This is a genomic window from Myxococcus sp. SDU36, from assembly GCF_030168875.1.
Classification (GTDB): domain Bacteria; phylum Myxococcota; class Myxococcia; order Myxococcales; family Myxococcaceae; genus Myxococcus; species Myxococcus vastator.
On sequence record NZ_CP077414.1, the window covers coordinates 7,892,069 to 7,918,816 of the forward strand.

Below are 26,748 nucleotides of genomic sequence, written 5' to 3' on the forward strand. Positions count from 1 at the left end.
CTCACCGCCGCTGATTCACGACCGGCACGGCGCGCGCCGCTCAAGCCGGGCGGGAGACGTGTGTCTTTCGTGCCTCACGTCGGGGCACGCACAGGAGGCGTGTATGCACAGGACGCGAAGGTGGCTGGCCGCGCTGGCGCTGTGGGCCTTGCTCCCGTTGCCGGGGTGGGCTTCGGAGCCTCCCTTGCCCGATGATGAAGCGCCGTCCACGCCATCGGCTTCGCCCCCGCGCGGGTGGCGCTACCTGGCGCGCCTGGAGGCGACGACATTCGCGTTGCTCCCTCGCGCGGGCGCAGGGGGCGACGACGGCTTCATTCAGGTGGAGCCCACCTTCATCATCGACGGTGGCCCCGAATTCGGCGTCAACGTGGGCGCCCCCGTGCGCTTTCACCTGTGGGGTGGTGGCGCGGGCGCGGGGCTCGTGCGGCGAGAGGACTGGGACTCCCTCTCGGATTGGGGGCAGCTCGTGCGCGGCCTCAAGTTCGGCTCGAACCACGCGCCGTTGGGGGTGTGGTTCGGTGGCCTGGACAGCTACAGCCTGCTCACCGGGCATCTGGTCCGCCGCTACTCCAACCGCGCGAATCCGGACTACCACCCAGCGGGAGGCTTCCTCACCGGCACAGTGGGGCCACTCTATACGGAAGCGTTCGTCTCGGACGTGCTGGGCGCGCGACTGATGGGCGCGGAGTTCTCCCTGGACATGGAGCACCTCCTCTTCGGAAAGCCCAGGCAGCAGGGGCGCTACACCCTGGCGCTGTCCGCCGTGCATGACTGGGGACGGGCGGGTGGAGGCGCGCCCTCGGTGACGTTGGCGCACCTGGACGCAACGGCCGTGGTGGTGGTGCGGCCAGGGTTCGAAGCCCTCGTGATTGCGGGATGGGGCGGTCGCCCTGGCGAGGATGGCGCGTGGGGCGCGGTGGTTGGCGTGGGCGCGGACGCGGTGACTCCGACGCTGGACATGACGCTGCGACTGGAGGTGCGGCGTCAGCAGGGCGGTTTCCGGCAAGGGTTCTTCGGTCCCGACTACGAGCTGGCGCGCTTCAAGGCCGCGGGTCCGGATGACGTGCCGCTCGCGGATGCTTCGTTTCCCGAGGGCTATTCGGCTTATGGCGAGGCGGTGGTGGGCTGGGACGCCGTCAGCTACGGGGGCCTCTACAAGCACCTGAAGCTATCGCTGGGCGCGGAGGCGTTCTCCTGGGGGCGCTTCGACGTGGACGGGCGCGTGGCGGTGCAGCTCTTCGAGCGCAGCCTGGAAGTGGCGTTGACGGGTCTGGGCGTGGGCATGGGGCAGCCTGGAGCGCGTTACCTGGGGGCGGCGGAAGTGCGCTGGCGATTCCTGGGCGGGAAGCTCTACGCGATGGGGACGGGCGGCACGCTGCTGTTCCCCACGGCGGAAGGGACGCTGCGGCCGGGAGCCTTCGCGTCGGTGGGCCTGGGGGTGGACAATGCGCGCTGACGCCATGCTGTTGTTGGCGGTGCTGGCCACGGCACTGGCCCCCGCCACGGTCCAGGCGCGTTCCCTGGGCAACGTGATTCGAAGCAGCGCGTCGTTCGTGGAAGCGCTCCCTGCGCCGTCATCGCCGCTCGGCGTGGCAGGGCCTGGCGAATCGGCGCGGCTCAGTCGCCGCCGGGTCCCCAGGGATGACGCGACGGGAGCGGGAGCGGGCGCCGTGGCGCCAGCGGTGGGTGGTGCTGGCCCGAGTGGTCCCGCGCGGGTGGATGCCTGGGACGCGCTGCTCTCGCGCGCGGGGATTGAGGAACGGGACGCGCGCCCGATTGCAGGAGGTTCGCTGACCCCAGCCCAGGCGGCGCGGCTGTTGGAAGCGCTGTTGGGGAAGCCGGTGACGCTGGCGCAGTTCCCCTCACGCCTCGCGGCGGGGCATCTGCTGCGCAAGGTGCTGGAAGAAGGCGAGTTGTCGCGCGCCGAGCTGCTGCGCCAGGTGGAGCGCTTCTCCGGCGTGGTGGTGCTTCGGCCAGACGGCTGCCTCGCGTGGGTGCGCAGCGGGGAGACACAGCAGCGCGTGGCTCCCGTCGAGTGGCGGGCTGGTGGTTTCCGTGCGCACGGCTTCGAACTGGGCCGCTTCTACGATGGACGCACGGGCGTCTACCGGCTGCTGGACGACACGTTGCGAGAGGCGGATGGGCGGCCGTTGGCGGACGTCCACGACGACGCGGACTATGTGGGGCGCACCCTGGACGGGGCCGAAGCGGCGTTCGTGAAGCTGGCGCTCTCCGTGGGTCACTTCCTCACCTATCCGTTGGACAGCATCGCGTCTCTCAAGAATCTGCCCGCGGGTGTGGCGGCGCTCATCGAGTCGTCACCGGAATACTTCGAGCGCTTCCGTCACATGACGCGGGGCGAGCAGATTCAGGCCGTGGCCGAGCTGGCAACGAACCTGCTTCTCACGACAGGCACCGCTGCCGCCACGACGCGCACGGTGACAGGGTCGCTGGCGGGGGCGGAAGCCCTGGTGCCGAGGGTGGCCCTGTCCGCACAGGGGGCACTGGCCATCGAGCGCGTGGCGGTTCCCGTGGGGCGCGCGGCGTCGGTGCTTGGGGGCGGCCCAGGAGCCGCCATCATCCTTCAGCGGGCTGGCACAGCGGAGAGGCAGACGGGGCCATCCAAGGGGCCAGGACAGTGGGGTCCGGCAAAGGAGTCCATGAAGCCCCGTGCTCGACGCTACCAGGAACAAATCACGGGACACTCCGCCGACGAGGCATACTGGGTCGGAGGAGTGGGAAAAGGTAGCGGAGGCGTGAAGTTTGATGGGTACGAAAAGGGCGTGCTGCTGGAGGCGAAGGGACCGGGCTATGCGAAGTTCTTTGAGGAACTTGAACCTAAGCGCTGGTTTCGTCACTCGGGCGCAAAGGCCCTGATTGAGCAGGCACGACGGCAGCTTGATTCCATCCAGGGAAAGAGCATCCCAATCCGCTGGCATGTGGCGGAGGTTGATGCAGCCGACGCCATTCGGAAGCTGTTGGACGGGGCGAGCATCTCGGGAATCGAAGTCGTCCATACTCTGCCACTGCCTTGATGATGAAAGGTGCCATGACAAAGAAGGGAAGAGTCGAGTCGTACTATGCAGGTGCCTATTGGGGACCTCGCAAGGAAGCCCCTGAGGAGTGTGCCCGACGAACGGCAGGCTTTCTCAGCTTCCTTGAAAGGTGCGACCCCTTCCTGGCTGAGTGGTACAAACCCGCCAAGTCGCTCAAGGATGCACGCAAGCACCCCTTGATGCCGCCAGACTCGGCAACACTCGCTGAGCTGTTCCGCGCGGGTGTAAACCGTGCGGACGCAGGCGGCATCATCGAACATCTCGGGTTTAGTTTCTGGTTCGATAATGGAGGCCCAGATGGAGACGTCGCGGAGCTGCGCATTCACTGTGGCAGCTACTCTGATGCCGTGCCGAACTCCTGTGTGATGACGCTCCCCCGGAAGGGGCAGCATGCCGAACGCCTGCTCACTGCACAGGTGCTCACAGAGGTGGTGCGTGGCATGGTGCCAGCTTGGGAGCCGGATTGGGCGTTTGCTACGTCATACGCCTACTACCAAGAGCACAGGAAGGCCGAGTCTGACCTCTTTTCCCTGGGGTGGGTCACGTATCTTGCTCGGAATTCAGGCACTGTGCCCCCACTCCCGGCGCCGGTGCGCATCGAAACCGTGGAGGACAAGGGCATCCTCATCGTCCTCACCCCCGAGCGCTTCACCGCCAGCAATCCGGAGCATGTGGCGCTGGCGCGTCGCGTGCGCGAACTGCTGGACCGCGCGGGGCTGTTGAAGCCGCTCCGGAGCGAACCGTAGGTACAAAAGGGCTGGACGGCGGGCAACTCGTGCCAGGCCGTGCCGTCCAGGCGGAGCCGCGTGGAGCGCTCTGCCGATGAGTCCTACTGGGTCGGTGGTGTGGGCAGAAAGAGCGGTGGGACCCGGTTCGATGGTTTCAAGGACGGCGTGCTACTGGAGGCAAAGGGACCCAACGATGCGAACAAGTTCGAGGACAGCCTTTCCACCACATCTCGGGTGTCCACGGAATCGGGGCAAGCCCAAAGGGCACCCCGATTGTTCTCTCCACTGAGCCCCTGACGGCGCGGAACACGGAGCATGTCGAGCAGGGCCGCCGCGTGGGTGAGTTGTTGGCGCGGGCTGGCCTCATCCCAGCGCGTTGAGGAGCTTTGAACATCGGCGTCTGAGGGTGGGGCGTGCTCGAAACTCGCCGCATGCCCCATTCTGCCAAAACCGCGACCACTGGACGTGACCGCGCCTGCCGGTTCAACCCGCCCGCCGTCGCCCCATCACCTCACGGGCACAGCGGGCTTCCGCCCAGGCCTGGCGCGCAGCCCTGGCCCACGCAGTACTTCGGTCCGCTATCGTGCACCTGCTGTCCGGCCGAGTCGCGGGGCACCTCCACGGTGCAGCGGCCGTCGGCCCGGTTCCCGGACGGGTCCTCCACCACGTAGTGCACCGTGTAGACGCGGCCATCCCCGGCGTCGTCACGCTCGGCGCGGAGCTGGACGGACGTGGCATTCACCCGCACGTCGATGTCATCGCAGGTGGCGCCGTCGCAACTGCCCGCGACGTCCTCGGACTCGTCCGACGTCACCCGGAGGATGCGGCCGTACCGCTCCAGCGACAGGTTACCCATGCACGCGTCCTTCGCGGGCGCCGCGCACTCGGCAAGCGTCACCGTGCGGTACTGGTGGTCCGCGGGCCACAGCCGCTTGCCCAGGGACGCGCCGGGCACGGGCGCCCGCGTGTCGCGCACCGTCACGGAGAAGGCGCAGCCACACGCATTGCCGGAGCCATCCACCGCGTTGCAGTCCACCACCGAGCGTCCCAGCGGGAAGCGGGAGCCATCCGGCGGCGTGCACGTCACCGACACCGGCCCGCAGTTGTCCGCCGCCTGGGCGTTGTAGGTGGCCTCCGCGCCCCCCGCCACGCACTCCAGCACCTGCGGCGCGGGACAGACGATGGCCGGCAGCGTCGTGTCCACCACCTTCACCGTGGCCTCGCACACCGCGCTGTCCTCGCCGTCGTGGGCCGTGAGCGTCACGGCATGCCGCCCCAAGCTGAAGGGGCCGGGCGCCGTCTGCGTCAGCGTGAAGGGGCCCGGCTGTCCGTCCGGGTCATGGCTGCCGTTGTCCACGCTGGCCGACGCGCGGCACTGCGCGTCCGCTTCCACGACGACGTCCTGGCACAGCGCCACCGGCGGCTCGTTGGGCGCGCACGCCAGCTTCAGCTGCGCCGACGCGACGTTGTTGTCCTCGCGGCACTCCAGCTCGCGCCCGGTGCCGGTGCCGTCGTCATCCACCACCGCGTAGACGAGCACCCAGCCGCGCTCGGCGGTGTCGATGGGCAGCTCCACGGACGTCTCCGCGCCCGCCTCCAGCGTGTGGGCCACGGTGGCCACGCCCAGCAGCGTGCCGCCTTCGCCCACCGCGTCCTGGTAGAAGGCCACCTGGACCCCCGCCGAGGCCGCCGAATCTCCCTGGTTGCGCACCCGCGCGCCAAGCGTCACCGCGCCCTCTCCCGTGCAGGTGGCCGTCACGTGCCCGAGCGCGAGGTCCGGCGCCGCGAAGGGCCGCACGGTGCCCGTGCCCTGGCTGTTGGTGCGGAAGGTGTTGAGCCCCGGCGCCAGCCAGTTGCTCACCGGGCGCGCGGGCAGGGTGCCGTCGTCATTCACGTTGGTGACGGAGTAGGCGTGCTGGTTCCAGATGCGCCGCGTGTTCACCCAGCCGTCCTTGCGGTCCCGGTACACGCGGATGCCATGGAAGCCGCCGTAGCCGCAGGCCGTGTTCTGCGCGACGACGATTTCGGCGTTGCCGTCACCGTCCACGTCCGCGACCACCGGATTCTCATACGCGGTGCACGAGCTGTGCGGCGCCTCGAAGCGGACCTGCCCCGTCACGCCGTCGTAGATGCGCAGCGCCGTCTCGTCCGCGTAGACGACCTCGGCGCGGCCGTCGCCCTCGAAGTCGAAGGTGGAGGAGCCGGTGCGGTTGGAGCTGTGGTCCTGCGTGGGGCTCAGCCACTTCACCGCGCCGTTCGACTCGAACACGGCGTAGTGGGACGCGCCCGCCACGCCAATCTCCGGCTGTCCGTCCCCGTCGAAGTCCGCGATGTTCGGCGGTCCGCCCACGCCGCCGCCCAGGTGCCGCACGGTCCACTTCACCTGGCAGTTCGCGTCCATCAAGGACACGTGGCCGTCCCACACCACGACGATTTCGCCCTGGGGGCCCGCGTCGAAGTTGCCCACGCCCGAAAGCCCGTGGCCCAGCTCCGCCGCCTTGCACTTGAGCGTGCCGTCATGCCGGTAGATGGCGCGGCCATTCACCACCTCCTGGAGCCCGTCTCCGTCCAGGTCCACCGCGAACGCCAGCGGTCCGGTGTCGTTGGCCGGGCTGCCCACGCCGTCGCTCCCCACCCACCGGAGCGTCCCGTTGCTGTCGTAGACATGGTTGCCAGCGATGATTTCCACCGAGCCATCCCCGTCCAGGTCGGCCAGGGACACGCCGCCCCAGTCGAGCGGGGGCCCGTCCGCGCGGAACTTGAAGGCGCCGGTGTGCTCGAAGCAGATGATGCCCCGGGCGCGCTCCGGCACGGTGCACAGCTCCACCTCGCCGTCTCCGTCGATGTCGCCCGCGGCGACGCTGGCCGAGCCCCGGGTGCGGTACGCCGGGTCCGTCACCGCCCACAGGTCCGAGCCGTCCGCGCCGCTGATGGCGCGCAGCACGCCATTCGTCTTGAAGTTCCAGCCCTCGAAGCTGTTGAACACCACGTCGGGGACGCCATCCGCGTTGACGTCCACCACCACGGGCGTGGCCTGCGCGTTGGTGTGCGTGGGCATCAAGGGACTGGCCGTCCACGCCCACTCCACCTCGGGTTCGAAGTGGGGCTCGAAGGGCGGCCGCACCTCGCACCGGGCCTCCGACTCCACCGCCGTGGTGTTGTCGAATGCCGGGGGTTCCTCGGGGGTCGTGCCAGTGCACGCCACCCATCCGAGCGCTCCGAGCGTGAGCCAACGTCCCGGACGCCCGTCCGACCAGCCCTGCTGCGACATGCCGCCTCCAAGAAAGCCTGCCCGGCCCGCGACGTACCGGGCGGCCCAGGTATTCACTCAAACGGGTTTGCGGACCCACCCTGGAAGGCCGGCCCGTGTCGGGTATTCACCCCTGGCGCCTGGGAGTGACGGGTGCTTCACACAGGGCGCGACGTCATCCGGGCGTTGCAGGCCATGCGTCCGGACCGTTAAAGGGGGGCCCCATGTCCGCCAGTCTGCTCGACACCTTTCGTGTGCTCTCCTCGTTCGATCCGCCGCGTGGCGCGCTGCGCGGGGCGCCCTGGGAGGAGTACGTGGACTGGGCCATTGCCCAGGGCCTGGCGCCCCTGGCGGCCTACAACCTGGAGTATCGGCTGGGCGCGGGCAACGCGCCGGAGTGGGCGCGGGACAAGCTGCTCAGCATCTACCAGGGCTCCGTCAACGACAACGTGATGAAGCTCGTGAACTTCAAGCGCATCGTGGGCGCGCTGGAGGGACGCAAGCTGGTGCTGATGGGGGCCGCGTCCTTCGCGGACTCGCTCTATCCCCACGTGGGCTTCCGCCCCGTGCCGGAGCTGCAGCTCCTGATGAAGCGCCTGGATGTGGACGGCTTCTCGGGCTTCCTGTCCCACCACGAGTTCACCCCGGAGCCCGACACGGAGAACAGCGGCGCCGCGAAGGTGGTGTCCGACGGGCGCACCGTCATCCTGCTCTATTCGGACATGCTGGGCCCCCAGCGCCGCGAGCAGACGGCGGGCATCATCGAGCGGGCCAGGCCCATGCGCGTGTACGGCGCCTCGCTCTACCGCCCGGAGCTGGAGGACGCGGTGCTGCTGGTGGCGCTGGAGCATGCGCGCCATGGGTACGCGGTGCCGTGGCTGTCCTTCATCGACCTGCGCGAGCTCGTCACCGGCGCGAAGTGGATGGGCGGCGTGTACTCGCGTCCGTTGGACGTGCCAGTGCTGCGGGCCCGGGCCGCGGAGTGGCGCCTGGAGCGGGCGCTCTACACATCCCTGTCCATTGTCGCGCGCTTGTTCCCGGACGCCGCCGATGCCGCCACCGCCGCGCTGCCGCCGCTGCGCAGGGCGACGCGGGAGCTGCTGGAGCGGACGGTGGTGGGTCCTGTATGCACCCCTGGCCGGACCTCGGCCCTGAAGGGCCTGGAGCGGGTTCGCCGCCTGCTCACGGGCCAGTAAGCCTGGCTGCTTGCGGGGTAGCACCCGCGATGGGGTGGGCTTCCTTTCGGACTCCCTCCCGGCGTATGAGTCCCTACAAGAGACATTCACTGGGGCTCCCTCAATGCGTATTGCCATCATCGGAACCGGCTACGTCGGCCTGGTCGCGGGCACCTGCTTCGCGGACTCGGGCAACGACGTCACGTGCGTGGACATCGACGAGCGGAAGATCCGCATGCTCCAGGCGGGCGAGGTGCCCATCTACGAGCCCGGCCTGGAGGAGCTCATCAAGAAGAACGTGCGCGAGAAGCGCCTGTTCTTCACCCGGGACCTGCCGGAGGCCGTCACCCACGCCCAGGTCGTCTTCATCGCCGTGGGCACGCCCGAGGGTGAGAGCGGCGACGCCGACCTCCAGTACGTGCTGGCCGCCGCCGAGCAGGTTGGCAAGGCGATGAAGCAGTACACGGTGGTGGTGGACAAGAGCACCGTGCCGGTGGGCACCGCGGACAAGGTGCGCGAGGCCATCCGCAAGGTGACGGACATCGAGTTCGACGTCGTCTCCAACCCGGAGTTCCTCAAGGAAGGCGCCGCGCTGGACGACTTCCTCAAGCCCGACCGCGTCGTCATCGGCGTGGACTCCGAGCGCGCCCGCAAGGTGATGGCGGACCTGTACTCGCCCTTCGTGCGCACCGAGAACCCGGTGCTGTTCATGGACACGCGCTCGGCGGAGCTGACGAAGTACGCGGCCAACGCGATGCTGGCCACGCGCATCTCCTTCATGAACGACATCGCCGCGCTCTGCGAGAAGGTGGGCGCGGACGTGGACTTCGTGCGCAAGGGCCTGGGCTCGGACAAGCGCATCGGCTATCCGTTCCTCTTCCCGGGCGTGGGCTACGGCGGCTCCTGCTTCCCCAAGGACGTGAAGGCGCTGGTGGCCACGGCGCGTGACTACGGCCTGGAGCTGGACCTGCTGCGCGCGGTGGAGCGCACCAACGAGCGCCAGAAGAAGCTGCTGGTGAACAAGGCCGCCAAACACTACGGCTCGCTGGAGGGCCGCAAGTTCGGCGTGTGGGGCCTGGCCTTCAAGCCGAAGACGGACGACATGCGCGAGGCGCCGTCCATCGAGGTCATCGAGGGCCTCATCGGCAAGGGCGCCCAGGTGATTGCGCACGACCCGGTGTCTCCGCACACCGCCAGGCGCGTCTTCGGTGAGCGCATCCGCTACGCCTCCGTGCCCTACGAGGCGCTGGAGGGCGTGGACGGCCTCTTCGTGGTGACGGAGTGGAACGAGTTCCGCCACCCGGACTTCGAGCGCATGAAGGCGCTGATGAAGTCGCCCGTCGTGTTCGACGGCCGCAACGTGTACGACCCCACGCGCATGCGCGAGCTGGGCTTCACGTACTACGGCATCGGCCGGAGGTAGCGCGGTGAGCGGGAGCAGGGCGCTCGACGCGCTGACGGGGTTGCGCTTCGTCGCGGCCCTGCACGTCGTGTTGTTCCACTTCGCGGGGGCGGGGCTGGACTTGGTGCCGGCGCCGCTGCGGAACCTGGTGGGCGCGGGCTACGCCGCCGTGGGCGTCTTCTTCGTCCTGTCCGGCTTCGTGCTCGCCTGGAACTACCTGGACGCGGACGGGCACATGGAGGCGTCGCCCCGGGCCTTCTGGGCCGCGCGTGTCGCCCGGCTCTACCCCGTCTATGTGCTGGCGTTCCTCTTGTCCGCGCCCGCCACCATCGCCGGGTCCGTGATGACCAACGGCTGGGAGGTGGCCGCCGCGAAGCTGGCGGTGGGCGGGGCGCTGGCGCTGGTGTTGCTCCAAGCCTGGGTTCCTCGGCTGGCGCTGTACTGGAACCCGCCGGGCTGGTCCGTGGCGGTGGAGGCCTGCTTCTACGGCCTCTTCCCCCGGCTGGCGAAGGGGCTGTCTCGGCTCAAGCCCTCGTGGCTCCCCGTGGCCCTGGGCGGCGCGTGGGTGCTGGGGCTGCTGCCGCCGCTGCTGTACCTGGCGCTGTCGCCGGACGGCCCGGGGCCCGTGGACGTGCATGCGTCGGGGCCCTGGCTGATGGCGCTCAAGTTCAACCCGCTGGCGCGGCTGCCGGAGTTCCTCTTCGGCGTCCTGCTGGGCTGGTGCTTCGTGCGCGAGCGCGCCGCGGGTGGGGTGAAGTCCTCCGGCGCGGTGCTGGCGGCGCTGGGGACGGCGCTGCTGGTGGCGGCGGGCGCGGCGGGCGCGCGGGTGCCGTATCCGTTGATGCACAACGCCCTGCTGGCGCCCGCGTCGGGCCTGCTGATGTACGGGCTGGCGCGGGGCGGAGGCGCCCTGGGCTGGCTGCTGTCACGTCCCCTGCTGGTGGAGCTGGGCGGGGCCAGCTACGCGCTCTATCTGCTCCAGTCCCCGGTGTTGGCGGCGGTCAGGGGCCTGAAGTCGTGGGGGGCGCCGTGGACGGAAGTGCCCACGGTCGTAGGGGTGTTGCTGCTGGGCGTGCCCGCGTCGCTGTGCGTACACCGCTTCGTGGAGTCGCCGCTCCGCTCACGGGTGAGAGCGGCGCTGGCGCCCTGGGTGGACGGCACGCCGCGCGAGCCCGCGAAGCCGGTGGTGCCGGGGACCTGAGCGGCGGCTCCCGGGTCGTCTCAGCGCGAGATGCCGCAGGCGCGCTTGCCTTCCTCGGTCTCAATGGCGCGGCAGTCGCAGCCGTCCAGGCGCTCCTCGCACACGGCCTCATCCTCCGCGGTGGGCTCCACGCGGTTCTCCTCCTGGGCGGCGCGACGGAGGCACAGCTCCTTCTCCACCGAGTTGATGGAGCAGTCGCACAGCTTCTCGGACAGCTCGCGGCAGGCACCCTTGCAGCCGGTGAGGCCGGACAGGGCGGAACAAAGGAGGGCGGCGGTGACGATGAAGCGGCGCATGGCTGCGGCGAACATGCCAGAAGGTCCCCTGGATGCAAGCTGGCTTCGAGCCCTTCGTGCCTGGGCGGATGCTAGGGTCGCCCGGCTGCTCCACACCTGGGGGAAACGCCACACATGTTGTCACTCGTCGCCGCTGCGTTGCTGGCCACCGCGTCCACTTCGACGTCCCACTCGCTCCTCACGCCCGCGGCCGAGCGGCCCGTGTCCGTCCGGCTCCTCGCCCAGGCTCCGGCGGAGGAGACGCCGGACGTGTCCGGGACGCCCACGCCGCCGCCCCTGCCGGAGGACCTGGACGCCCGCGCGCGGGAGCTGACGCAGCAGATCGCCATGCTTCAGAGCGAGATTCGCTCCATCGACACGAACTGGCCCGCGGGTTCGCTGGTGATGGCGTACTCCGGTTACGTGCTGTCCCCGCTGCTGCTGCTGGGCATCCCGCTCATCATCGTCGGGATGAGTACGTCGAATGAGGACAACGCCGGCACCTTGCTGGGCCTGGGGGTGGGCCTGACGGTCGGGGGGGTCGCGGGCGTGGGGCTGCTCATCGCGGGCATCGTCACTGGCTCCAAGGAGGCGGGCCTCAACCGGGCCCACCGCGAGGAGCGGGTCCGGGAGCGCATCCGACTGGAGGACGAGCTGCGGGACGTGAAGGCCCGCCGGGACGCGCGTGGCGCCATGCAGACGCGGACCTGGACGCCGAGGCCCGGCCTCCCGCTGGTCGCCTTTTCCTTCTAACGTCGTGATGTCTGCTTTCGAGCACGTCCGGTCTCCTGGCGGCTCGTACTGGAGGGCGGGGGACGGGCGAGGGGCGTGGGTGCTGTGATACTCACCTGGCCCATCCACGCATGCCCCTCGCCTCCCGAAGTGCCTCCCGATTCACCCTGTTCGCCGAGGCGGCGCTGGTGGCGCTCGTCGTGGTGTGTCCGCTGGCGTTGGGCGGCGCCGCCGGGTGGCTGCTGGTGCCGCTGGTGCTGCTGTCCGGCGCGGCGGCGGTGCTGGCGGCGATAGGGGCGAAGCGGCAGGGCCAGTCGCTGCGCGTCCCGCTGCTGGCCGTGCCCCTGGCCGCGGGGGCGGGCCTGTGCGCGGTGCAACTGGTGCCCCTGCCGGATGGGGTCCTCCGCCTGCTGAGCCCGGAGGCGGCCGCGCTGCGGGAGTTCGCGCTGGTGCCGCTGGGGCTGGAGCGGGCGCGGCCGGTGTCGCTGGACCCGTCCGCCACCTGGCGCGAGCTGGCGAAGCACCTGGCCTACCTGCTGGCCTTCCTTTCGGCGGTGCAGGTGAGTCGCTCGCGAGGCAGCCGGGAGCGGTTGCTGGCGGCGGTGGTCTTCACCGGCGCGGGCCTCACGGTGGTGGGGCTGGGCCATGCGCTGCTGGGGGTGAAGTCCCTCTTCGGGCTGATGTACTGGATGCACGCGCGGCCCACGCTGGTGACGCCGTTTGGGAACCCGAACCACCTGGCTGGCTTCCTCGCGCTGGCGTCCACGCTGGGCGTGGGGCTGGCGCTGACGCGCGCAAAGCAGTCGCGGGCGTTGCCATACGCAGTGGCCGCGGGCGTGTCGGGACTGGGCGTGGTGCTGTCGCTGTCGCGCGGGGGCATCGCCTTCTTCGCCTTCGGACAGGCGCTGCTGGCGCTGCTCCTGCTTCGCAAGCGCCACGCGTCCGGTGAAGGGGCGCCCCCGGTATGGACCCGGAGCGCCGTGGCGCTGCTGGGGTTGCTGGGCGTGCTGATGGTGGGTGCGTACGCGGCTGTGGACGGCCTCTGGGCAGAGGCGCGCACCGCGGACAGCGTGGAGAAGCTGCGCCAGTCCAAGGTGGCGCTGTGGCCGATGCTGGCGGATTCCGCGCGGGCGTTTCCCCTGCTGGGCATGGGCCGAGGCGCCTTCGAGGCGGCGTTTCCGCGCTACCAGACGGAACCGAATCCCAACACCTTCACGCACCCGGAGAACGCGGTGTTGCAGGCCGCGGCGGAGCTGGGCGCGCTGGGGCTGGTGCTGTTGGTGGTGGCCGTCTGGGGCTTCTTGCGGCTGCTGCGCCGTGAGGGGCTGGAGACGGTGGACCTGGCGGCGCTCGCGGGCGTGGCGGCGCTGGCGCTGCATGACCTCTTCGACTTCAGCCTGGAGCTGCCCGCCTGCGCGGTGGCGGTGTTGGTGGCGCTGGGCGCGGTGGCGCGTCCCCGGGAGCGAGCCGCCGAGAAGGCGTGGTGCGCGCGCCCCTCGGCGGCGGTGCTGGGGATGGGGCTGGCGCTCACGGCGGTGGCGCTGGTGGCGCTGGTGCCCGGCCGTCATCGCCTGGGCGACGCGGAGGAGGAGCTGGCGCGGCTCATCACCTCGGGGGCGTCTGCTCAGGACGTCCACACGCGGGGACTGGCGCTGGTGGACCGGCACCCCTCGGACTACCTGCTCTACCGGCTGGTGGCGTCAGCGCACGCGGCGCGAGGGCGTGAGGGAGCAGGGGAGGCGCTGGCCCTGGTCAACCGGGCGCTGTACCTGGCGCCGTTGGATGCCAGCTCCCACCGGGTGGCGGCGCGAGCGTTGTTGGCGTTGGGGCGAAGCGCGCAGGGCTTCCTGGAGTACCGGCTGGCGCACGAGGCCGGGGATGCCACCGTGCTGTTGGGCGAGGCCCTGCCCCAAGCGGAGACGCTGGCATCGCTCACGGTGCTGACGCCGCGGTCACCGGCGACCGCGGTGCGTCTGCTGGATGCGCTGGCCAACACGCCGGGACGGTTGGCGCTGGCGCTGGAGTACTCGGGCTGGGCGCGGGAGCACTTCGCGGGGCAGCCGGAAGCCGCGGCGCTGTGGGCGCGCGAGGCCCGGCTGCGAATCCTTCAAGGGGACCTGGAGACGGCGGAGGCCGCGCTCGCGCAGGTGGAGCGCCTGGCGCCGGATGTGCTGGACACGCACCTGCTGCGCGCGGAAGTGCTTCGCGCGCAGGGGAAGCGGGAGGAGGCCCTGCATGCGTTGGAGCGGCTGCTGGCGCGCTTCCCGGGCAACGTGGCGCTGTCCTTCCAGTTGGCCGCGCAGCAGTTGGACGCGGGGCTGACACGACGGGCGAAGGCCACGCTCAAGGCGCTGGCGCCCTTCATCACGGACTACGCCCAGCGCGCGCGGTTGCTGGCCATGGAAGCCGCGTGCCTGGAGCGCGAAGGGTTGCTCTCTCACGCCTTGGAGCGGCGGCAGTCAGCGGCCCGGCTCGCGCCTGGCGCGGAGGCGTTCTTCGCGGTGGCGCGGACGCAGGAGGCGCTGCGGCGCTATGACGCTGCGGCGCGTTCGGTCCACGAGGGCATGCGGCACCTCCCCGTGGGCGCGCGGGCCCAGGCACGGGCCTGGGTGTCGCGGCTGGAAGGGGCGGAGCGCGAGCGTGTGGATTCGCGGCGCAAGGTGCTGTCGGACGACCCGCGCGCGGCGGAGCTGGAGTACCTGCTGCGTGGCCCGGATGCGGATGGCGAGGCTCGGGACGCGGATTAGGCGCCCGGGCCTCGCTCCGGTTCAGGCGTGCGCGTGGGCCTCCTCGCGTGGACGGCTGGGCGCTTCGGCGTTGGTGGCGGCGTGGAACTGCTGCTCCTGCGCGATGAAGGAGGCCACCACGGGCCACTCCAGGGTGGCGAAGTCCTGGAAGCGCAGTTCAATCGTCTCTTCGTGGGAGCCCGCGCGGAAGAGCAGCCGGTCCGCCAGGCTGAGGGATTCATCAACGGCGACGGGCAGGCCGTAGAGCTCACCAAAGGGGGGCTCCGCGCCCACCTCGCAGTCGGGAAAGTGGCCGGAGAACTCCGGCTCGGTCGCGAGGCGGACGTGCCGGGCACCCAGCATGTCTCGGACCTGGTTCAGGTCGACGGTGCCCGCCGCGGGGACGACGACAATCCAAGGCTGCCGGTCCGCCATCACGATGACGGACTTGGCCACGCGCCAGCCGGAGACGTGCAGCGACTCGGCCACTTCTTGGGCGCTGACGGCACGCGGGTGCCAGTACCGCTCGAAACGCACCCCGTTGCGGCGCAGATAGTGCTGTATCGCTTCGGGAATCATGGGGAAGCTCACCTCCTCTCGAAAGAAGGTGATGACCGCCAGCGCGTCCGGCCACGGGTGCCTGTCACACTCGGACTTGCAGCCGACCATGGAGCGCCTGGACGCCTGTTCGTAGGGCAGACGGGCGTCCGGCACGTCTCAGCGCTGGAAGTCGTAGACGCTGCCCAGGTTGAGAATCCGGGTCAGCTCATCCAGCGCCGTCATCGTCTCCCGCGCCAGCTGAGGGTCCTGCAAATCCTTGGGCCGCAGCACCTCGCGGTAGTGCCGCCGCACCCAGCCGGCCAGCGAGTCATGCAGCGCGGGCGTGTAGAAGACGTCCGCCTTGATGGCCCCGCGCTCCTCGTCCGTCAGCCACACCCGCTGGCGCAGGCAGGCCGGGCCGCCGCCGTTGTTCATCGACTGGCGCACGTCCAGGTAGTGCACGGCCTTCACCGGCGTGTCCTCGGCCAGCACGCGCTCCAGGAACCGCCGCGCCGCGGGCGTCTCCCGGCTCTCCACCGGCGCGACAATCGCCATGGTGCCGTCCGGCAGCGTCAGCACCTGCGAGTTGAACGGGTACGCCTTCACCGCGTCCTTCGCCGGCAGCTCCGCCTTCGTGGCCACCACCGCGCGGAAGTCCTGGCCCAGCTTCTCGCGCAGCACCGCCAGGAGCCCCGCGTGGTCCACGAAGGCCAGCTCGTGCAGCATCAGGAACCGCTCGTTGCCCACCGCCAGCACGTCCGTGTGGAACGCTCCCGCGTCGATGCCCTCCGGGTGCTGCTGCGGGAAGAGCACCGACTTCGCGTCCAACCGGTGCAGCCGCGCCAGCGCCTGGCTGGCCTCCAGCGTCTGCCGCGCGGGGAAGCGGCCAGGCCCCTGCACGTCCTGCCACGCGCTGCGGCCCCAGGCGAGCAGGTGGACGCCCGCGTGCCCGGGCGTGGCGAGCCGCGTGTGGTTGGCCGCGCCCTCGTCCGCGAAGTGGCTGCTGCCCGGCAGCGGCGCGTGCACCGCGAAGTGCTTCTCGCTGGAGAAGATGGCGCGCAGCACCGAGTGCGTCGTCTCCGCCTCGATGGCCCGGTGGTACATCTGCGACAGGTTGGCCGGCGTCAGGTGCACCCGGCCATCCGCAGTGTCCGCGCCAGGCGCCACCGTGGCCGCGTTGGCCGTCCACATGGAGGACGCGCTGGATGTCAGGCGCAGCAGGTGCTCGGCCTCGCGCGCGGCCCGGGTGATGACCTCCTCGTCCGAGCCCGTGAAGCCCAGCGCCCGCAGCGCGTGCAGGGAGGGGCGCGGCTGGGGCGGCAGCACCGCCTGTCCCACCCCCAGGGCGGACACGAAGCGCATCTTCTCCAGCCCCTGGAGGGCCGCGTCCCGGGGGTGGCTGGGCTCACCGACATGGGTCTGCGACGCCAGGTTGCCGGGCGAGAGGCCGCCGTAATTGTGGGTGGGCCCAACGAGCCCGTCGAAGTTGTATTCGCGCATGGGATATTGAACGCCTCGTGGAGCGTCCACCCTTAGCAAAGCGCCTCAAGCGTTTCCTCCGCTACGTGCTCATCCGTGGCGTCCTGTTGCTCCTTCAACCTCTGCCCCTGGGCGTCGCCCGGCGCCTGGGCGCGCGCCTGGGCGCCCTGGCCTACACCCTGGCCGGAGGGGAGCGCCGCAAGGCCCTCAAGTCCCTCTCCGTGGCCTTCCCGGAAAAGTCGGACGCGGACCGGCAGGCCCTGGCCCGCGACGCCTTCCGTCACCTGGGCGCCGCCGCGCTGGAGGTGGCCTGCACCGGGGCCCTGGACGAGGCCCTGGAGCGCCTGGTCGCCTGGCCGGACGCCGACCGGCAGGTGCTGGAGACGGCCCTGGCCCGGGGGCGCGGCGTCGTCTTCGTGTCCGGACACGTGGGGAACTGGGAGCTGCTCGCCCGCCGCGTGGCGCGCGCCGGCTACCCCAGCCAGAGCATCGCCAAGGAGACCACGGACCCCCGGCTGACGGAGCTGGTGGGCCAGTTCCGGGCCCGCGGCGGGGTGCGGAGCATCTGGCGCGGCCAGGAGGGCGCCGCCCGGGCCATGCTGCGCGCCCTGCGCAACGGCGAAATCCTCGGCATCCTCATCGACCAGGACACGAAGGTGCAGTCCCTCTTCGTGCCCTTCTTCGGGGAGCTGGCCGCCACCCCTCGCGCCGCCGCCGACCTGGCCATCCGCACCGGCGCTGCGGTGGTGACGGGCTTCTGCCACCGCGAAGGGGCGGGCTACCGCCTGTCCATGGAGGAAGTCCTCGTGCCCCAGGACACGGACCGCGAGGCAGCCGCCCTGGCCCTCACCGCCGCCTTGTCCAGCCGAATTGAAGCCGCCATCCGGCGGACGCCGGAACAGTGGGTGTGGATGCACCAGCGCTGGAAGACGCGTCCACCGGTGAGCGAGGACGCCCCACTTCCGGAGGCGGCGCCCGCATCCGCCGGGTGATAAGGAAGCCCTGTGTCTCGCCTGCTCGCCGCCAGCCTCGTCCTCCTGGTGTTCGCCCCCGGCTGCAAGCCGGGCTCCGGCGAGGGTGCGTCTGGCGGCCAGCCTCCCCCGGAGGTGGTGCTGCACGGCGCGCGCCTGGAGTCCTTCGATGGCGACCGGCTCATCCGCTCCGGCACGGCCCGGCAGGTGTCCTACCAGCGCACCACCGGCGAGGTGTGGGCCACCGACGCCACCCTCCGGATTCCGCCGGGGTCCCCTCCCCAGGGAGCGCCCCCCGGGACGGAAGGCGGCGTGGAGGTGAGCGCCCCGAATATGGAGGGGAGCCTCGCGTCCAAGCAGGTGGTGGCCTCGGGCGGTGTCATCATCCGCACCGGGAAGGGCATGGAGGCCCGCACTCCCCGGTTGACGTACGACGCCACCACGGAGCGGGCGCATGGAAACGAGGGCGTGACGGTGAAGGGACCTGACTACCGGCTGAGGGCGGACCGCTTCGAGCTGTTCTTCCCGGACGAGACGTTCAACTTCGCGGGCTCGGTGGAGTCCGTGCTGGGAGCGCCAGAGTGATTGAGTTCCTCGTGATGGCCTTCTTCGTCGCACAGCCCGCGCCCGCGGTCGCCGCCACCCCCGCGCAGGGGACGCCTCCCGCCGCGCTGGGCGGCAAGGCGCTGACGGAGCCGGTCCAAATCAAGGGCGACAACGTCACCTTCCAGAAGTCCCAGGCCACCCTCACCGGCAACGTGAAGGTGAAGCACCGCACGCTGGACCTGGACTGTGACCGGATGACGGCCAACTACACCCCCCAGCGCGAAGTGACGCGCGTGGTGTGCACCGGCGGGGTGAAGGCCGTGGACGGCGACCGCATGGCCCGCGGCGAGCGCGCCGAGTACGACGTGCCCAGCGGCGTGTTGGTGGTGACGGGCTCGCCCGAGGCTCGCCAGGGCACCACGCACATGCGCGGGACGAAGGTCCGGCTGACGCTGGGCAACGAGCGGCTGGAGGTGGAGAACGCCGTCATCGTCTTCGAATCGCTGCCCTCCAACCCCACCCCGGCCAAACGCAAGGGACGGCAGTCCGCGCCCCTTCCGGCCCCGTCTTCCGGCGCGGCCCCCTCCGCCCAGGGAGGCCCGGCTCGATGAGCGCGAAGCTGTTCGCGGAGGGCCTGGAGAAGACGTTTCGCGGCCGCAAGGTGGTGGCCGGCGTGTCCTTCAGCGTGGCCCCCGGGGAAGTGGTGGGCCTGCTGGGGCCCAACGGCGCGGGGAAGACGACCAGCTTCAACATGGTGGTGGGACTGGTGTCTCCGGATGCGGGACGCGTGCGCATTGGCGACGAGGACCTCACGCACCTGCCCATGCACCGCCGCGCCCGCCGGGGCGTGGGCTACCTGCCGCAGGAAGCCTCCGTCTTCCGCAAGCTCACCGTGCGCGACAACTTCCTGGCCGTGTTGGAGCTCCAGAAGGACCTGGACGCCAAGGCCCGCGAGCAGCGCGCCGACGTGCTCCTGGACGAGTTCGGCCTCACGCACGTCGCGGAGTCCCTGGGGGAGACGCTGTCAGGCGGCGAGCGCCGGCGCGCCGAGATTGCCCGCAGCCTCATCCCCCAGCCCCGCTTCATCCTCTTCGATGAGCCCTTCGCCGGCGTGGACCCCATCAACGTGGGCGACCTCCAGCGGCAGATCTTCCTCCTCCGCGAACGGGGACTGGGCGTCCTCATCACCGACCACAACGTCCAGGACACCCTGGGTATCTGCGATCGTGCATACATCATCGCACAGGGCCGGATTCTGGAAGAGGGCACCCCGGCGGAGATCGCCGCGTCTCCCAAGGCCCGCGCCGTCTACCTGGGGGAACGGTTCCGTCTCCAACAAGCGCTCTAAGCACGGCTGGCCACCTGTCAGAGGAGTGCATAGAATGGGTTGGCCCCGCTTTTGCGCCGACCTGTCAACGCGCATGTGATACCCTGAGTGCTCCCAAGCTCTTGGATTCCTTGTGGAATTCTGAGCATGCAAGCAAGGGACCCCCGTTTCGGGGCTGGACGAAGTCAGGGGGCCTTGTTACGTTGGCACGGTCTTTGATTGTGGCCCCTGTTTCAAGGGACCGAATCAACCCGGGAGACCCCGTTCTCATGGCGATGGAACTGAAACAAAGCCTGAAGCTTGCCCAGCAGCTGGTGATGACGCCGCAGCTGCAGCAGGCCATCAAGCTCCTCCAGCTGTCTCGCATGGAGCTGCTCGAGCAGGTCCGCGAGGAGATGGAGCAGAACCCGCTGCTGGAGCAACCGGACGAGCAAGCCCCGGGAGATGTGGGAGACAAGGAGCCCGGCGAAGCCTCGCTGGAAGCGGACAACATGGAGGTGCCGCGGGACGTGGATTTGCCCGCGGCCACCAGCGACACCGCCACGGAGTTCAAGGCGGACGGGGAGGGCCCCCCGGAAATCGACTGGGAGCAGTACCTCAACAGCTACCAGTTCAACGAGCCCACCACGGCCTCCAACAAGGGCAACGTGGCCACGGACGACATGCCGTCGTTCGAGGCCAACCTCGTCAAGAAGGAGGACCTGGTCGACCACATCCAGGAGCAGCTGGGCACGCTGCGCCTGAATGACGCAGAGCGCCGCGTCGCCATGCTCATCCTGGGAAACCTGGATGACGACGGCTACCTCAAGCTGCCGGATGTGGAAGGCGATCCGCTCATCCGTCTGGCGAACGAGGCGGACGTGCCCATGCACGTGGCGGAGCGCACGCTGCGGCGCATCCAGATGTTGGAGCCGCGCGGCTGCGGCGCCCGAGACTTGCAAGAGTGCCTGCTCATCCAGCTCCAGGGGATGCGGGAGCCGCACGCGCCGCTGTTGGGCCTCATCATCAAGCGGCACATGAAGTACCTGGAGAGCAAGAACCTGCCCGCCATCGCCAAGGATTTGAAGGTCACCTTGGAAGAGGTGGTGGAGGCGGTGCGGCTGCTCCCGAAGCTGGACCCGAAGCCGGGCCGCAACTTCAGCGGGGACGACGCGCAGTACATCTCCCCCGACGTGTTCGTCTACAAGATGGGGGAGGAGTACACGGTGGTGCTCAACGATGACGGCTTGTCCAAGCTGCGCATCTCCGGCACCTACCGGAACGCGCTGAAGACGGGCGCGGTGGGCCCTGGTCAGACGAAGGACTTCATCCAGGACAAGCTGCGCAGCGCGATGTGGCTCATCCGCTCCATCCACCAGCGGCAGCGCACCATCTACAAAGTCACCGAGAGCATCGTGAAGTTCCAGCGGGACTTCCTGGACAAGGGCATTGCCCACCTCAAGCCGCTCATCCTCCGGGACGTGGCGGAGGACATCGGCATGCACGAGTCCACGGTGAGCCGCGTCACCACCAGCAAGTACGTGCACACGCCGCAGGGCATCTTCGAGCTGAAGTACTTCTTCAACTCGTCCATCGCCCGCGTCTCCGGTGAGGACACCGCGAGCGAGGCCGTCAAGCACCACATCAAGCAGTTGGTGGCGCAGGAAGACGCCCGCAACCCGTACTCGGACCAGAAAATTGTCGAGCTGCTGCGCTCGCAGGGCACCGAGATTGCCCGCCGCACGGTGGCCAAGTACCGCGAGGTGCTGGGCATCCTCCCCAGCAGCAAGCGCAAGCGGTACTACTGAGTCACGGCCGTTCGTGCGCGCCGCTTGTCGGCGGCGCGCCCGGGTGGGCAGAGTGGGCGCCCCATGAGCGCCCCCCATCCTCCCGGTTCCGCCGTGCCCCGGCGTGAGTGTGTGCCCCTCGTCGTTCCGTCCGTCACGCTCGAAGGGCGCGACGTCCGCCTGGAGCCGCTGCGTCCCGAGCATGCGCCGGCCCTGGCCGCGCTGTGCGAGGACGCCCTCTTCACCTGGTTCTCCCTCGTGCTGCGGACGGAGGCGGATGTGGCGGCCTTCATCGACAGCGCCTGCCAGGCGGCCGAGCGAGGGAGCGAGCGCCCCTTCGTCATCATCGAGCGTCGGACGGGCGCGCCGGTGGGCAGCACGCGCTTTCTCGACATCCAGCGCGACCACCGCACGCTGGAGATTGGCTACACGTGGCTGGGCCGCAGCGTCTGGCGCACGCGCATCAACACGGAGTGCAAGTACCTGCTGCTGCGGCACGCCTTCGAGTCGCTCGGCGTCATGCGGGTGCAGCTCAAGACGGACCGGCACAACGCGCGCTCGCGGGCGGCCATCGAGCGGTTGGGCGCCCGCTTCGAGGGCGTGCTGCGCCACCACATGCTGGTGCGCGGCGGGGTGGTGCGTGACAGCGCGTACTACAGCGTCGTCGACACGGAGTGGCCGGAAGTGAAGGTTCGGCTGGAAGGGCTGCTCGCCGACGGCGGGGCGTGGGTATAGGGTGCGACGCCGCATGAATCCCATTTTTCGTCGCAACCTTCTTCGCGTCCCGGCGGGGGCCTTCGTCGCGGTGGGCCTGTTGTCGGGTTGTGGCAGCAGCCTCACTTCGGAAACCGTGGACCTGGCGGGGCTCTCCGACCGGACCCTGACGCTGTCCCAGTCGGACGTGGACATCTTCGAGGGCGTGGACGAGCCGGGCTCCCACCGCGTCACCGTCACCTTCTCGTCCGCGGCGGAAGGGGACCGGTGCACCGAGCTGCGCGAGGGCGTCACGGCCACCTTCAACGGCCTGCCCATGGCGCTGGAGCGGGGCGGAGTGGACGGCACCGCGGGCCGCGACGTGTGCGTGCCCACGCGGGCCTATTACGACTTCGACCCCAACGTCTGGGTGCAGCAGCCCATGGAGGACGCCCGCATCGTCCTCCAGGACGGCACGCACACCATCACCCTGGTGCTGAAGAACGGAAAGGCCAAGCGCCTCTTCTCCTTCCAGGGCCCCGGCGCCGAGGACCGGCTCACGCGTGACCAGGAGTATGCGTTCCGGTGGCTGCCCGAGGGCGAGGTCCCTGGCCTCATCTCCGCCACCCTGCTGCGCGAGGGAGGGAGCGCCGCGGCCACCATCCCCACGGCGCAGGAAGAGGCGGTCGTCCGCTTCACCCTGCTGCCAACCACGCCTGTCGCGGCCCACCTGCTCACGTTGAGCGCGACCGCGCCCGGCGAGGTGGTGGAGTGCACGGGCGTCGCCACCTGCGCGGCGACGGTGTTCCACTCCGAGGAGCGGGTCGTCAACGTGCAGTAGGCGGGCAGGGGAGCGGGCCCGGACCTCTCCGAGCTCGATTGCCGCTGGGGGCCGCCACCCCCACCGTGCCTGGGTACTCCCTTCCGGAGAGGACCCAGACATGGCCCAGAAGAACCCTGACCCGCGTGACGCCGGCCCCAAGCCGCCCTTTCCCCAGCAGTCGCAGCCGCACCCCGGTCATGAGGGGCGGATGTCCCCGGAGCCCGACTACGGCGAGCAGTCCTACAAGGGGCTGGGCCGGCTCGAGGGCCGGGTGGCGCTTGTCACCGGTGGCGACAGTGGCATTGGCCGCGCGGTGTGCCTGGCCTTCGCGCGCGAGGGCGCGGACATCGCGGTGTCCTTCCTCAGCGAAGGAGACGACGCCCAGCAGGTGAAGCGCGTGGTGGAGGACGCGGGGCGCAAGTCCCTGCTGCTGCCCGGTGACCTGACGGTGGAGGCCCACTGCCGCAAGCTGGTGGAGGACACCGTGAAGCGCTTCGGGCGCATCGACATCCTCGTCAACAACGCCGCGTACCAGGGGGAGGCGGTGGAGCGCTTCGAGGACCTCGACCCCGAGCGCCTGGAGCGCACCTTCCGCACCAACATCCTCGCGATGTTCCACCTGGTGCGCCACGCGCTGCCGCACATGAAGGAGGGGAGCACCATCATCAACACCACCTCCATCCAGGCGTATGACCCCTCGCCCGCCATCCTCGACTACGCCGTCACCAAGGGGGCCATCGTCAACTTCACCAAGGGCCTGGCGCGGGAGCTCATCAACCGGGGCATCCGCGTCAACGCCGTGGCGCCGGGGCCCGTGTGGACGCCGCTCATCCCCCAGTCGTTCGACGCGGAGAAGACGTCCAAGTTCGGCAAGGACTCGCCCATGGGCCGCCCGGCCCAGCCCGCGGAGCTGGCGCCGTCCTACGTGTTCCTCGCCTCGGACGAGTCCCGCTACGTCAACGCGGAGGTGCTGGGCGTGACGGGCGGGCGGCTGCTCGCGTGAGCTGACGCGCCGCGTGATATCACCGGAGGCACGCTGGCATGGCTCCAGACAGGGGCCATTGCCAGTGACGCGAGGTGCTGGCGGGATGTCCTGCCTCGGACGCGCGGTGCGCCCGGGAACACGTAACCTGTTGGGGCGGGTTGCTTTCCAGGGCTGGGAGCGTTTCAGATCCGTCACGGAGCTCACCTCTCACCCTAGGAGGCAGCCACGCATGCAGTTCAACATCACCTTCCGTCAGTTCGGAGCGTCCGATTCCCTCAAGGAGTACGCACGCGAGAAGGTCGAAAGGGTGAACCGGTTGCTGGACCGAGCCGGCGAGGCCCATGTGGTCCTGTCGTTGGAGCGCCACCTCCACCACGCGGACATCACCATCCACTCCGGCGCGTGGGTCCTCCGGGGCCGCGACAAGAGTGACGACATGTACGCGTCCATCGACCTGGCGATGGACAAAATCGAGCGCCAGCTGCGGCGCTACCGTGACAAGCTGAAGACGCACCATGGCCGTGAGCGCGTCCACCACCGGCAGGACCTGGTGGAGCAGCTCCGGGTCCGCCACGCCGTGTTCGAGCTCCCCGACGTGGACGACCTGACGACGCTGGCCGAGGCCTCCGCGAATGAAGCCGCGCCGAAGCCCGCCGTCGTCGCGCCCGCGCGCGAGGTGCGTGCCACCCACCTCACCGTCAAGCCGCTCGCGGTGGATGACGCGGTGATGCAGATGAACCTGATGGACAACGACTTCTACGTCTTCCACAACGTGGAGTCGGAGTCGCTGTGCATCGTCTACCGGCGCAAGGATGGTCAGTACGGCCTCATCGAGCCGCACGCCCCGGCGGTCGCCGCCACGGGGACCTGAGCCGTCGCTGACCGCTGATACCGCGCGCCGTCACCCGGTAACGGGGTGACGGCGTGTGACGGCGGGAAGGCCTCCGCGTGCTGGAGGGCGTCGGTGCAGGTGCCCATGGGGCCTGTTGCCATGTCCCGCCGCGATGTCGATGACAGTCGACAGGAGCAGATGCTTCATGGGAAGTCCCTTCCGCCCGTGGGACGGGTTTCCCTTCCGCGTCATGATGCGCAGTGAGCGCGGCGAGCGCGCATCCAGACAGGCCACCCTTGCGCTAAAGAGGGGTGAGGAGTAATTGCCGCCAACCAGGAGCGCCAGCGCGGGAGCGTCAGTGAGAATCGCCGAGTTCCTCAGCCCCCAAGCCGTCATCGCCGACATGCAGTCGCGGACGAAGCCCGAAGTCCTGCGCGAACTGAGCGCCACGCTGGTGCGTGCCCACCCGCTGCTGACCGCGGACCGGCTGGTGGAGGTGCTGCGCGAGCGCGAGAAGCTGGGCAGCACGGGCATCGGCGAGGGGGTGGCCATCCCCCACGGCAAGCTGCCGGGCATGGGACAGCTCCAGGCCGCCTTCGGCGTGTCGCGCGCGGGCGTGGACTTCGAGGCCATTGACGGCAAGCCCACCCACCTGTTCTTCGCCCTGGTGGCGCCGGAGAACAGCGCGGGGGTCCACCTCAAGGCCCTGGCCCGCATCTCCCGCCTCTTCAAGAACCCGCGGTTCCGGGCCTCCATCCTCGAGGCGCCCACGGCCGCGGACATCCACGCCCTCATCGTCCAGGAAGACGCTCGGCCCTGAGCGGGCGTGCGTTCCCGGGGGGAGCATCCGCACCATGGACGTCGTCCTGAGACCCATCAGCGACCGCTTCTTCCACGAACACCTGCTGCCCTTCTTCCAGCGGGCCATGGGGGATGCCCCCGGCGCGCTGGAGTCCCTGCAGGAGCAGCTGGGGGATGGTCAGGCGCGCATGCTCTGCGAGCGGATGCTCTCCACGGCGCTGCCCGGCGGCGTGGGCGCCCTGGACGCGGACCCGTGGGCGGACCTGGTGGACCGGCTCGTCTTCCTGCACTGGACCGAAGGCCCCGCGGGCTGGGAGGTCGGTGCGGCGGAGGCGGGCTACGCGGACGGCTGGGACGAAGCCCTGCACCTGGCACTGATGGTGGAGGAGGCGGACTATCCCTACTGGGATGCGCGCGGCTCGCGCGACGTCCGGGACCGCTTCCGTTTCCGGCCGCGCGAGGACGTGGGGCTGGCCTCGCTGCTGGCCGGCCTGTGGGAGCCCTTCCCGGAGTTCCCGCCGGACCAGGTGTTCACCACCCAGGGCCGGGGCGAATACTCCCCTGGAACGCGCTACGCCTTCGCGGACTGGGCCTGGCGCCCCGCGCGGAAGGTGGCGCACTGGCAGGTGAACCTGCCGCGCAAGCTGGAGCGGCTCCTGGCCCGCGAGCAGGAGCGGATGAAGCTGCCGTCGCTGCCGGAGAAGGAGGAGGTGCTCGCCTACTGGCTGGGCAAGCAGCCGCAGCCGCCGCCGCTCACGGTGGCCTTCTCCGGCCTGGGGCCCCGCGCGGCCAACTGGATTCGCGAGCTGGGCGCCCTCACCGCGCACCTTCGCGGCGCGGCGCTGGCGAAGCAGGGGCTGGCGGCGCTGGTGACGAAGAGCTCCGGCGTCCGAATCTAGCCCTTGGGCGCGGCCAGCCCGGGGCTCTCCAGCAGCAGCGTGACGGGGCCGTCGTTGACGAGCGCCACCTTCATGTCCGCGGCGAAGATGCCGGTGCCCACGCTCAGGCCGCGCTGGCGCAACAGCTCACAGGCGCGCTCATAGAGGGCCTTGGCGCCCGCGGGCTCCATCGCGTCGATGAAGCTGGGCCTGCGGCCCTTGCGCGCGTCGCCGTAGAGCGTGAACTGGCTGACGACGATAAGCTGCCGGGACGTCTCCTCCAGCGACAGGTTCATCTTCCCCGCGGCGTCCTCGAAGATGCGCAGCGTGGCCAGCTTCTCCACCATCCACGCGACGTCCGCCTCCGTGTCGCCCTTGCCCACGCCCAGCAGCACCAGCAGGCCCGGGCCGATTTCGCTCACGCGCTGGCCCTCCACCGTCACCGACGCCTCCAGCACGCGCTGTACCACCGCTCTCATCGAAGTCACCTCGTGGACAGGCGTGGCTCGCAGGGGCCCTGTGTCAGTCACGCCGTTACAGTTGGAATGTCAGGTTTCTGCCT

24 protein-coding genes are annotated in these 26,748 nt (G+C 70.1%); 19 read left to right on the forward strand and 5 right to left on the reverse strand.

The genetic code is table 11. The features are described 5' to 3' along the window. Positions 1–103: 103 nt before the first annotated feature. Genes KGD87_RS32165 through KGD87_RS32175 form a run of 3 tightly spaced genes read left to right on the forward strand, consistent with a single transcriptional unit; the run spans position 104 to position 3,802 of the window. Entirely contained in the window at positions 104–1,456 is a 1,353-nt protein-coding gene (locus KGD87_RS32165; RefSeq protein WP_284664771.1) for a hypothetical protein, read from the forward strand. Further along, the gene (locus tag KGD87_RS32170) at positions 1,446–3,035 is read left to right on the forward strand and encodes a Tox-REase-5 domain-containing protein (RefSeq protein ID WP_284664772.1); all 1,590 of its coding nucleotides are present in this window, start codon (positions 1,446–1,448) and stop codon (positions 3,033–3,035) included. The genes KGD87_RS32165 and KGD87_RS32170 overlap by 11 nt, the downstream gene beginning before the upstream one ends. A gap of 14 nt (positions 3,036–3,049) precedes the next feature. Beyond that, positions 3,050–3,802, forward strand: a complete 753-nt coding sequence (locus KGD87_RS32175) for an immunity 52 family protein (RefSeq protein WP_284664773.1) — start codon at positions 3,050–3,052, stop codon at positions 3,800–3,802. A 493-nt stretch (positions 3,803–4,295) separates the two neighbouring features. On the opposite strand, the gene KGD87_RS32180 is transcribed toward KGD87_RS32175, so the two are convergent. Further along, positions 4,296–7,055 (reverse strand): FG-GAP-like repeat-containing protein, encoded by a 2,760-nt coding sequence (locus KGD87_RS32180; RefSeq protein ID WP_284664774.1) that lies wholly within the window; start codon positions 7,053–7,055, stop codon positions 4,296–4,298. A gap of 203 nt (positions 7,056–7,258) precedes the next feature. Between KGD87_RS32180 and KGD87_RS32185 the strand changes: the two genes are divergently transcribed. The 3 genes from KGD87_RS32185 to KGD87_RS32195 all read left to right on the forward strand — a co-directional run bounded on the left by KGD87_RS32185 (position 7,259) and on the right by KGD87_RS32195 (position 10,812). Next, complete coding sequence (locus KGD87_RS32185; protein WP_284664775.1) at positions 7,259–8,230, forward strand: nucleotidyltransferase family protein; 972 nt, start codon at positions 7,259–7,261, stop codon at positions 8,228–8,230. Between the two features lie 103 nt (positions 8,231–8,333). Then, entirely contained in the window at positions 8,334–9,632 is a 1,299-nt protein-coding gene (locus tag KGD87_RS32190; RefSeq protein ID WP_284664776.1) for a UDP-glucose dehydrogenase family protein, read from the forward strand. 4 nt (positions 9,633–9,636) lie between these two features. Continuing rightward, positions 9,637–10,812: an acyltransferase family protein gene (locus KGD87_RS32195; protein ID WP_284664777.1), complete on the forward strand. Its 1,176-nt coding sequence runs from the start codon at positions 9,637–9,639 to the stop codon at positions 10,810–10,812. Between the two features lie 20 nt (positions 10,813–10,832). Here KGD87_RS32195 and KGD87_RS32200 read toward each other — a convergent pair whose 3' ends face one another. Continuing rightward, positions 10,833–11,123 carry a hypothetical protein gene (locus KGD87_RS32200; RefSeq protein WP_163785861.1) on the reverse strand — a complete coding sequence of 97 codons (291 nt, stop codon included), beginning with the start codon at positions 11,121–11,123 and terminating at the stop codon, positions 10,833–10,835. Between the two features lie 99 nt (positions 11,124–11,222). Between KGD87_RS32200 and KGD87_RS32205 the strand changes: the two genes are divergently transcribed. After that, positions 11,223–11,840, forward strand: a complete 618-nt coding sequence (locus tag KGD87_RS32205) for a hypothetical protein (RefSeq protein ID WP_284664778.1) — start codon at positions 11,223–11,225, stop codon at positions 11,838–11,840. 110 nt (positions 11,841–11,950) lie between these two features. Next, positions 11,951–14,566, forward strand: a complete 2,616-nt coding sequence (locus tag KGD87_RS32210) for an O-antigen ligase family protein (RefSeq protein WP_284664779.1) — start codon at positions 11,951–11,953, stop codon at positions 14,564–14,566. Between the two features lie 21 nt (positions 14,567–14,587). Here the strand turns inward: KGD87_RS32210 and KGD87_RS32215 are convergent, their stop codons facing one another. Continuing rightward, positions 14,588–15,259 (reverse strand): aminoacyl-tRNA deacylase, encoded by a 672-nt coding sequence (locus KGD87_RS32215; protein ID WP_284664780.1) that lies wholly within the window; start codon positions 15,257–15,259, stop codon positions 14,588–14,590. Positions 15,260–15,262: 3 nt separating this feature from the next. After that, positions 15,263–16,585 carry an N-succinylarginine dihydrolase gene (astB, locus tag KGD87_RS32220; RefSeq protein ID WP_284664781.1) on the reverse strand — a complete coding sequence of 441 codons (1,323 nt, stop codon included), beginning with the start codon at positions 16,583–16,585 and terminating at the stop codon, positions 15,263–15,265. Positions 16,586–16,602: 17 nt separating this feature from the next. Between astB and KGD87_RS32225 the strand changes: the two genes are divergently transcribed. The 11 genes from KGD87_RS32225 to KGD87_RS32275 all read left to right on the forward strand — a co-directional run bounded on the left by KGD87_RS32225 (position 16,603) and on the right by KGD87_RS32275 (position 26,207). Continuing rightward, the gene (locus KGD87_RS32225; RefSeq protein ID WP_284664782.1) at positions 16,603–17,556 is read left to right on the forward strand and encodes a lysophospholipid acyltransferase family protein; all 954 of its coding nucleotides are present in this window, start codon (positions 16,603–16,605) and stop codon (positions 17,554–17,556) included. A 12-nt stretch (positions 17,557–17,568) separates the two neighbouring features. Next, on the forward strand, positions 17,569–18,120 hold the full coding sequence (locus tag KGD87_RS32230) for an LptA/OstA family protein (protein WP_284664783.1): 552 nt from the start codon (positions 17,569–17,571) through the stop codon (positions 18,118–18,120). After that, positions 18,117–18,692: an LptA/OstA family protein gene (locus KGD87_RS32235; RefSeq protein WP_284664784.1), complete on the forward strand. Its 576-nt coding sequence runs from the start codon at positions 18,117–18,119 to the stop codon at positions 18,690–18,692. The genes KGD87_RS32230 and KGD87_RS32235 overlap by 4 nt, the downstream gene beginning before the upstream one ends. Then, on the forward strand, positions 18,689–19,429 hold the full coding sequence (lptB, locus tag KGD87_RS32240; RefSeq protein ID WP_163784852.1) for an LPS export ABC transporter ATP-binding protein: 741 nt from the start codon (positions 18,689–18,691) through the stop codon (positions 19,427–19,429). The genes KGD87_RS32235 and lptB overlap by 4 nt, the downstream gene beginning before the upstream one ends. Positions 19,430–19,677: 248 nt before the next feature. Next, entirely contained in the window at positions 19,678–21,195 is a 1,518-nt protein-coding gene (rpoN, locus tag KGD87_RS32245) for an RNA polymerase factor sigma-54 (protein ID WP_284664785.1), read from the forward strand. Between the two features lie 63 nt (positions 21,196–21,258). Then, the gene (locus KGD87_RS32250) at positions 21,259–21,909 is read left to right on the forward strand and encodes a GNAT family N-acetyltransferase (protein WP_284664786.1); all 651 of its coding nucleotides are present in this window, start codon (positions 21,259–21,261) and stop codon (positions 21,907–21,909) included. Positions 21,910–21,922: 13 nt separating this feature from the next. Further along, positions 21,923–22,708, forward strand: a complete 786-nt coding sequence (locus KGD87_RS32255) for a hypothetical protein (RefSeq protein WP_284664787.1) — start codon at positions 21,923–21,925, stop codon at positions 22,706–22,708. A gap of 100 nt (positions 22,709–22,808) precedes the next feature. Next, positions 22,809–23,693, forward strand: a complete 885-nt coding sequence (locus tag KGD87_RS32260; RefSeq protein ID WP_284664788.1) for an SDR family oxidoreductase — start codon at positions 22,809–22,811, stop codon at positions 23,691–23,693. 211 nt (positions 23,694–23,904) lie between these two features. Next, the gene (gene hpf / locus KGD87_RS32265; RefSeq protein ID WP_284664789.1) at positions 23,905–24,546 is read left to right on the forward strand and encodes a ribosome hibernation-promoting factor, HPF/YfiA family; all 642 of its coding nucleotides are present in this window, start codon (positions 23,905–23,907) and stop codon (positions 24,544–24,546) included. A 319-nt stretch (positions 24,547–24,865) separates the two neighbouring features. After that, positions 24,866–25,327: a PTS sugar transporter subunit IIA gene (locus tag KGD87_RS32270; protein WP_284664790.1), complete on the forward strand. Its 462-nt coding sequence runs from the start codon at positions 24,866–24,868 to the stop codon at positions 25,325–25,327. Between the two features lie 34 nt (positions 25,328–25,361). After that, entirely contained in the window at positions 25,362–26,207 is an 846-nt protein-coding gene (locus KGD87_RS32275; RefSeq protein ID WP_284664791.1) for a hypothetical protein, read from the forward strand. Here KGD87_RS32275 and dtd read toward each other — a convergent pair. Beyond that, positions 26,204–26,665: a D-aminoacyl-tRNA deacylase gene (gene dtd / locus KGD87_RS32280; protein ID WP_284664792.1), complete on the reverse strand. Its 462-nt coding sequence runs from the start codon at positions 26,663–26,665 to the stop codon at positions 26,204–26,206. The genes KGD87_RS32275 and dtd overlap by 4 nt on opposite strands. Between the last annotated feature and the right edge of the window lie 83 nt (positions 26,666–26,748).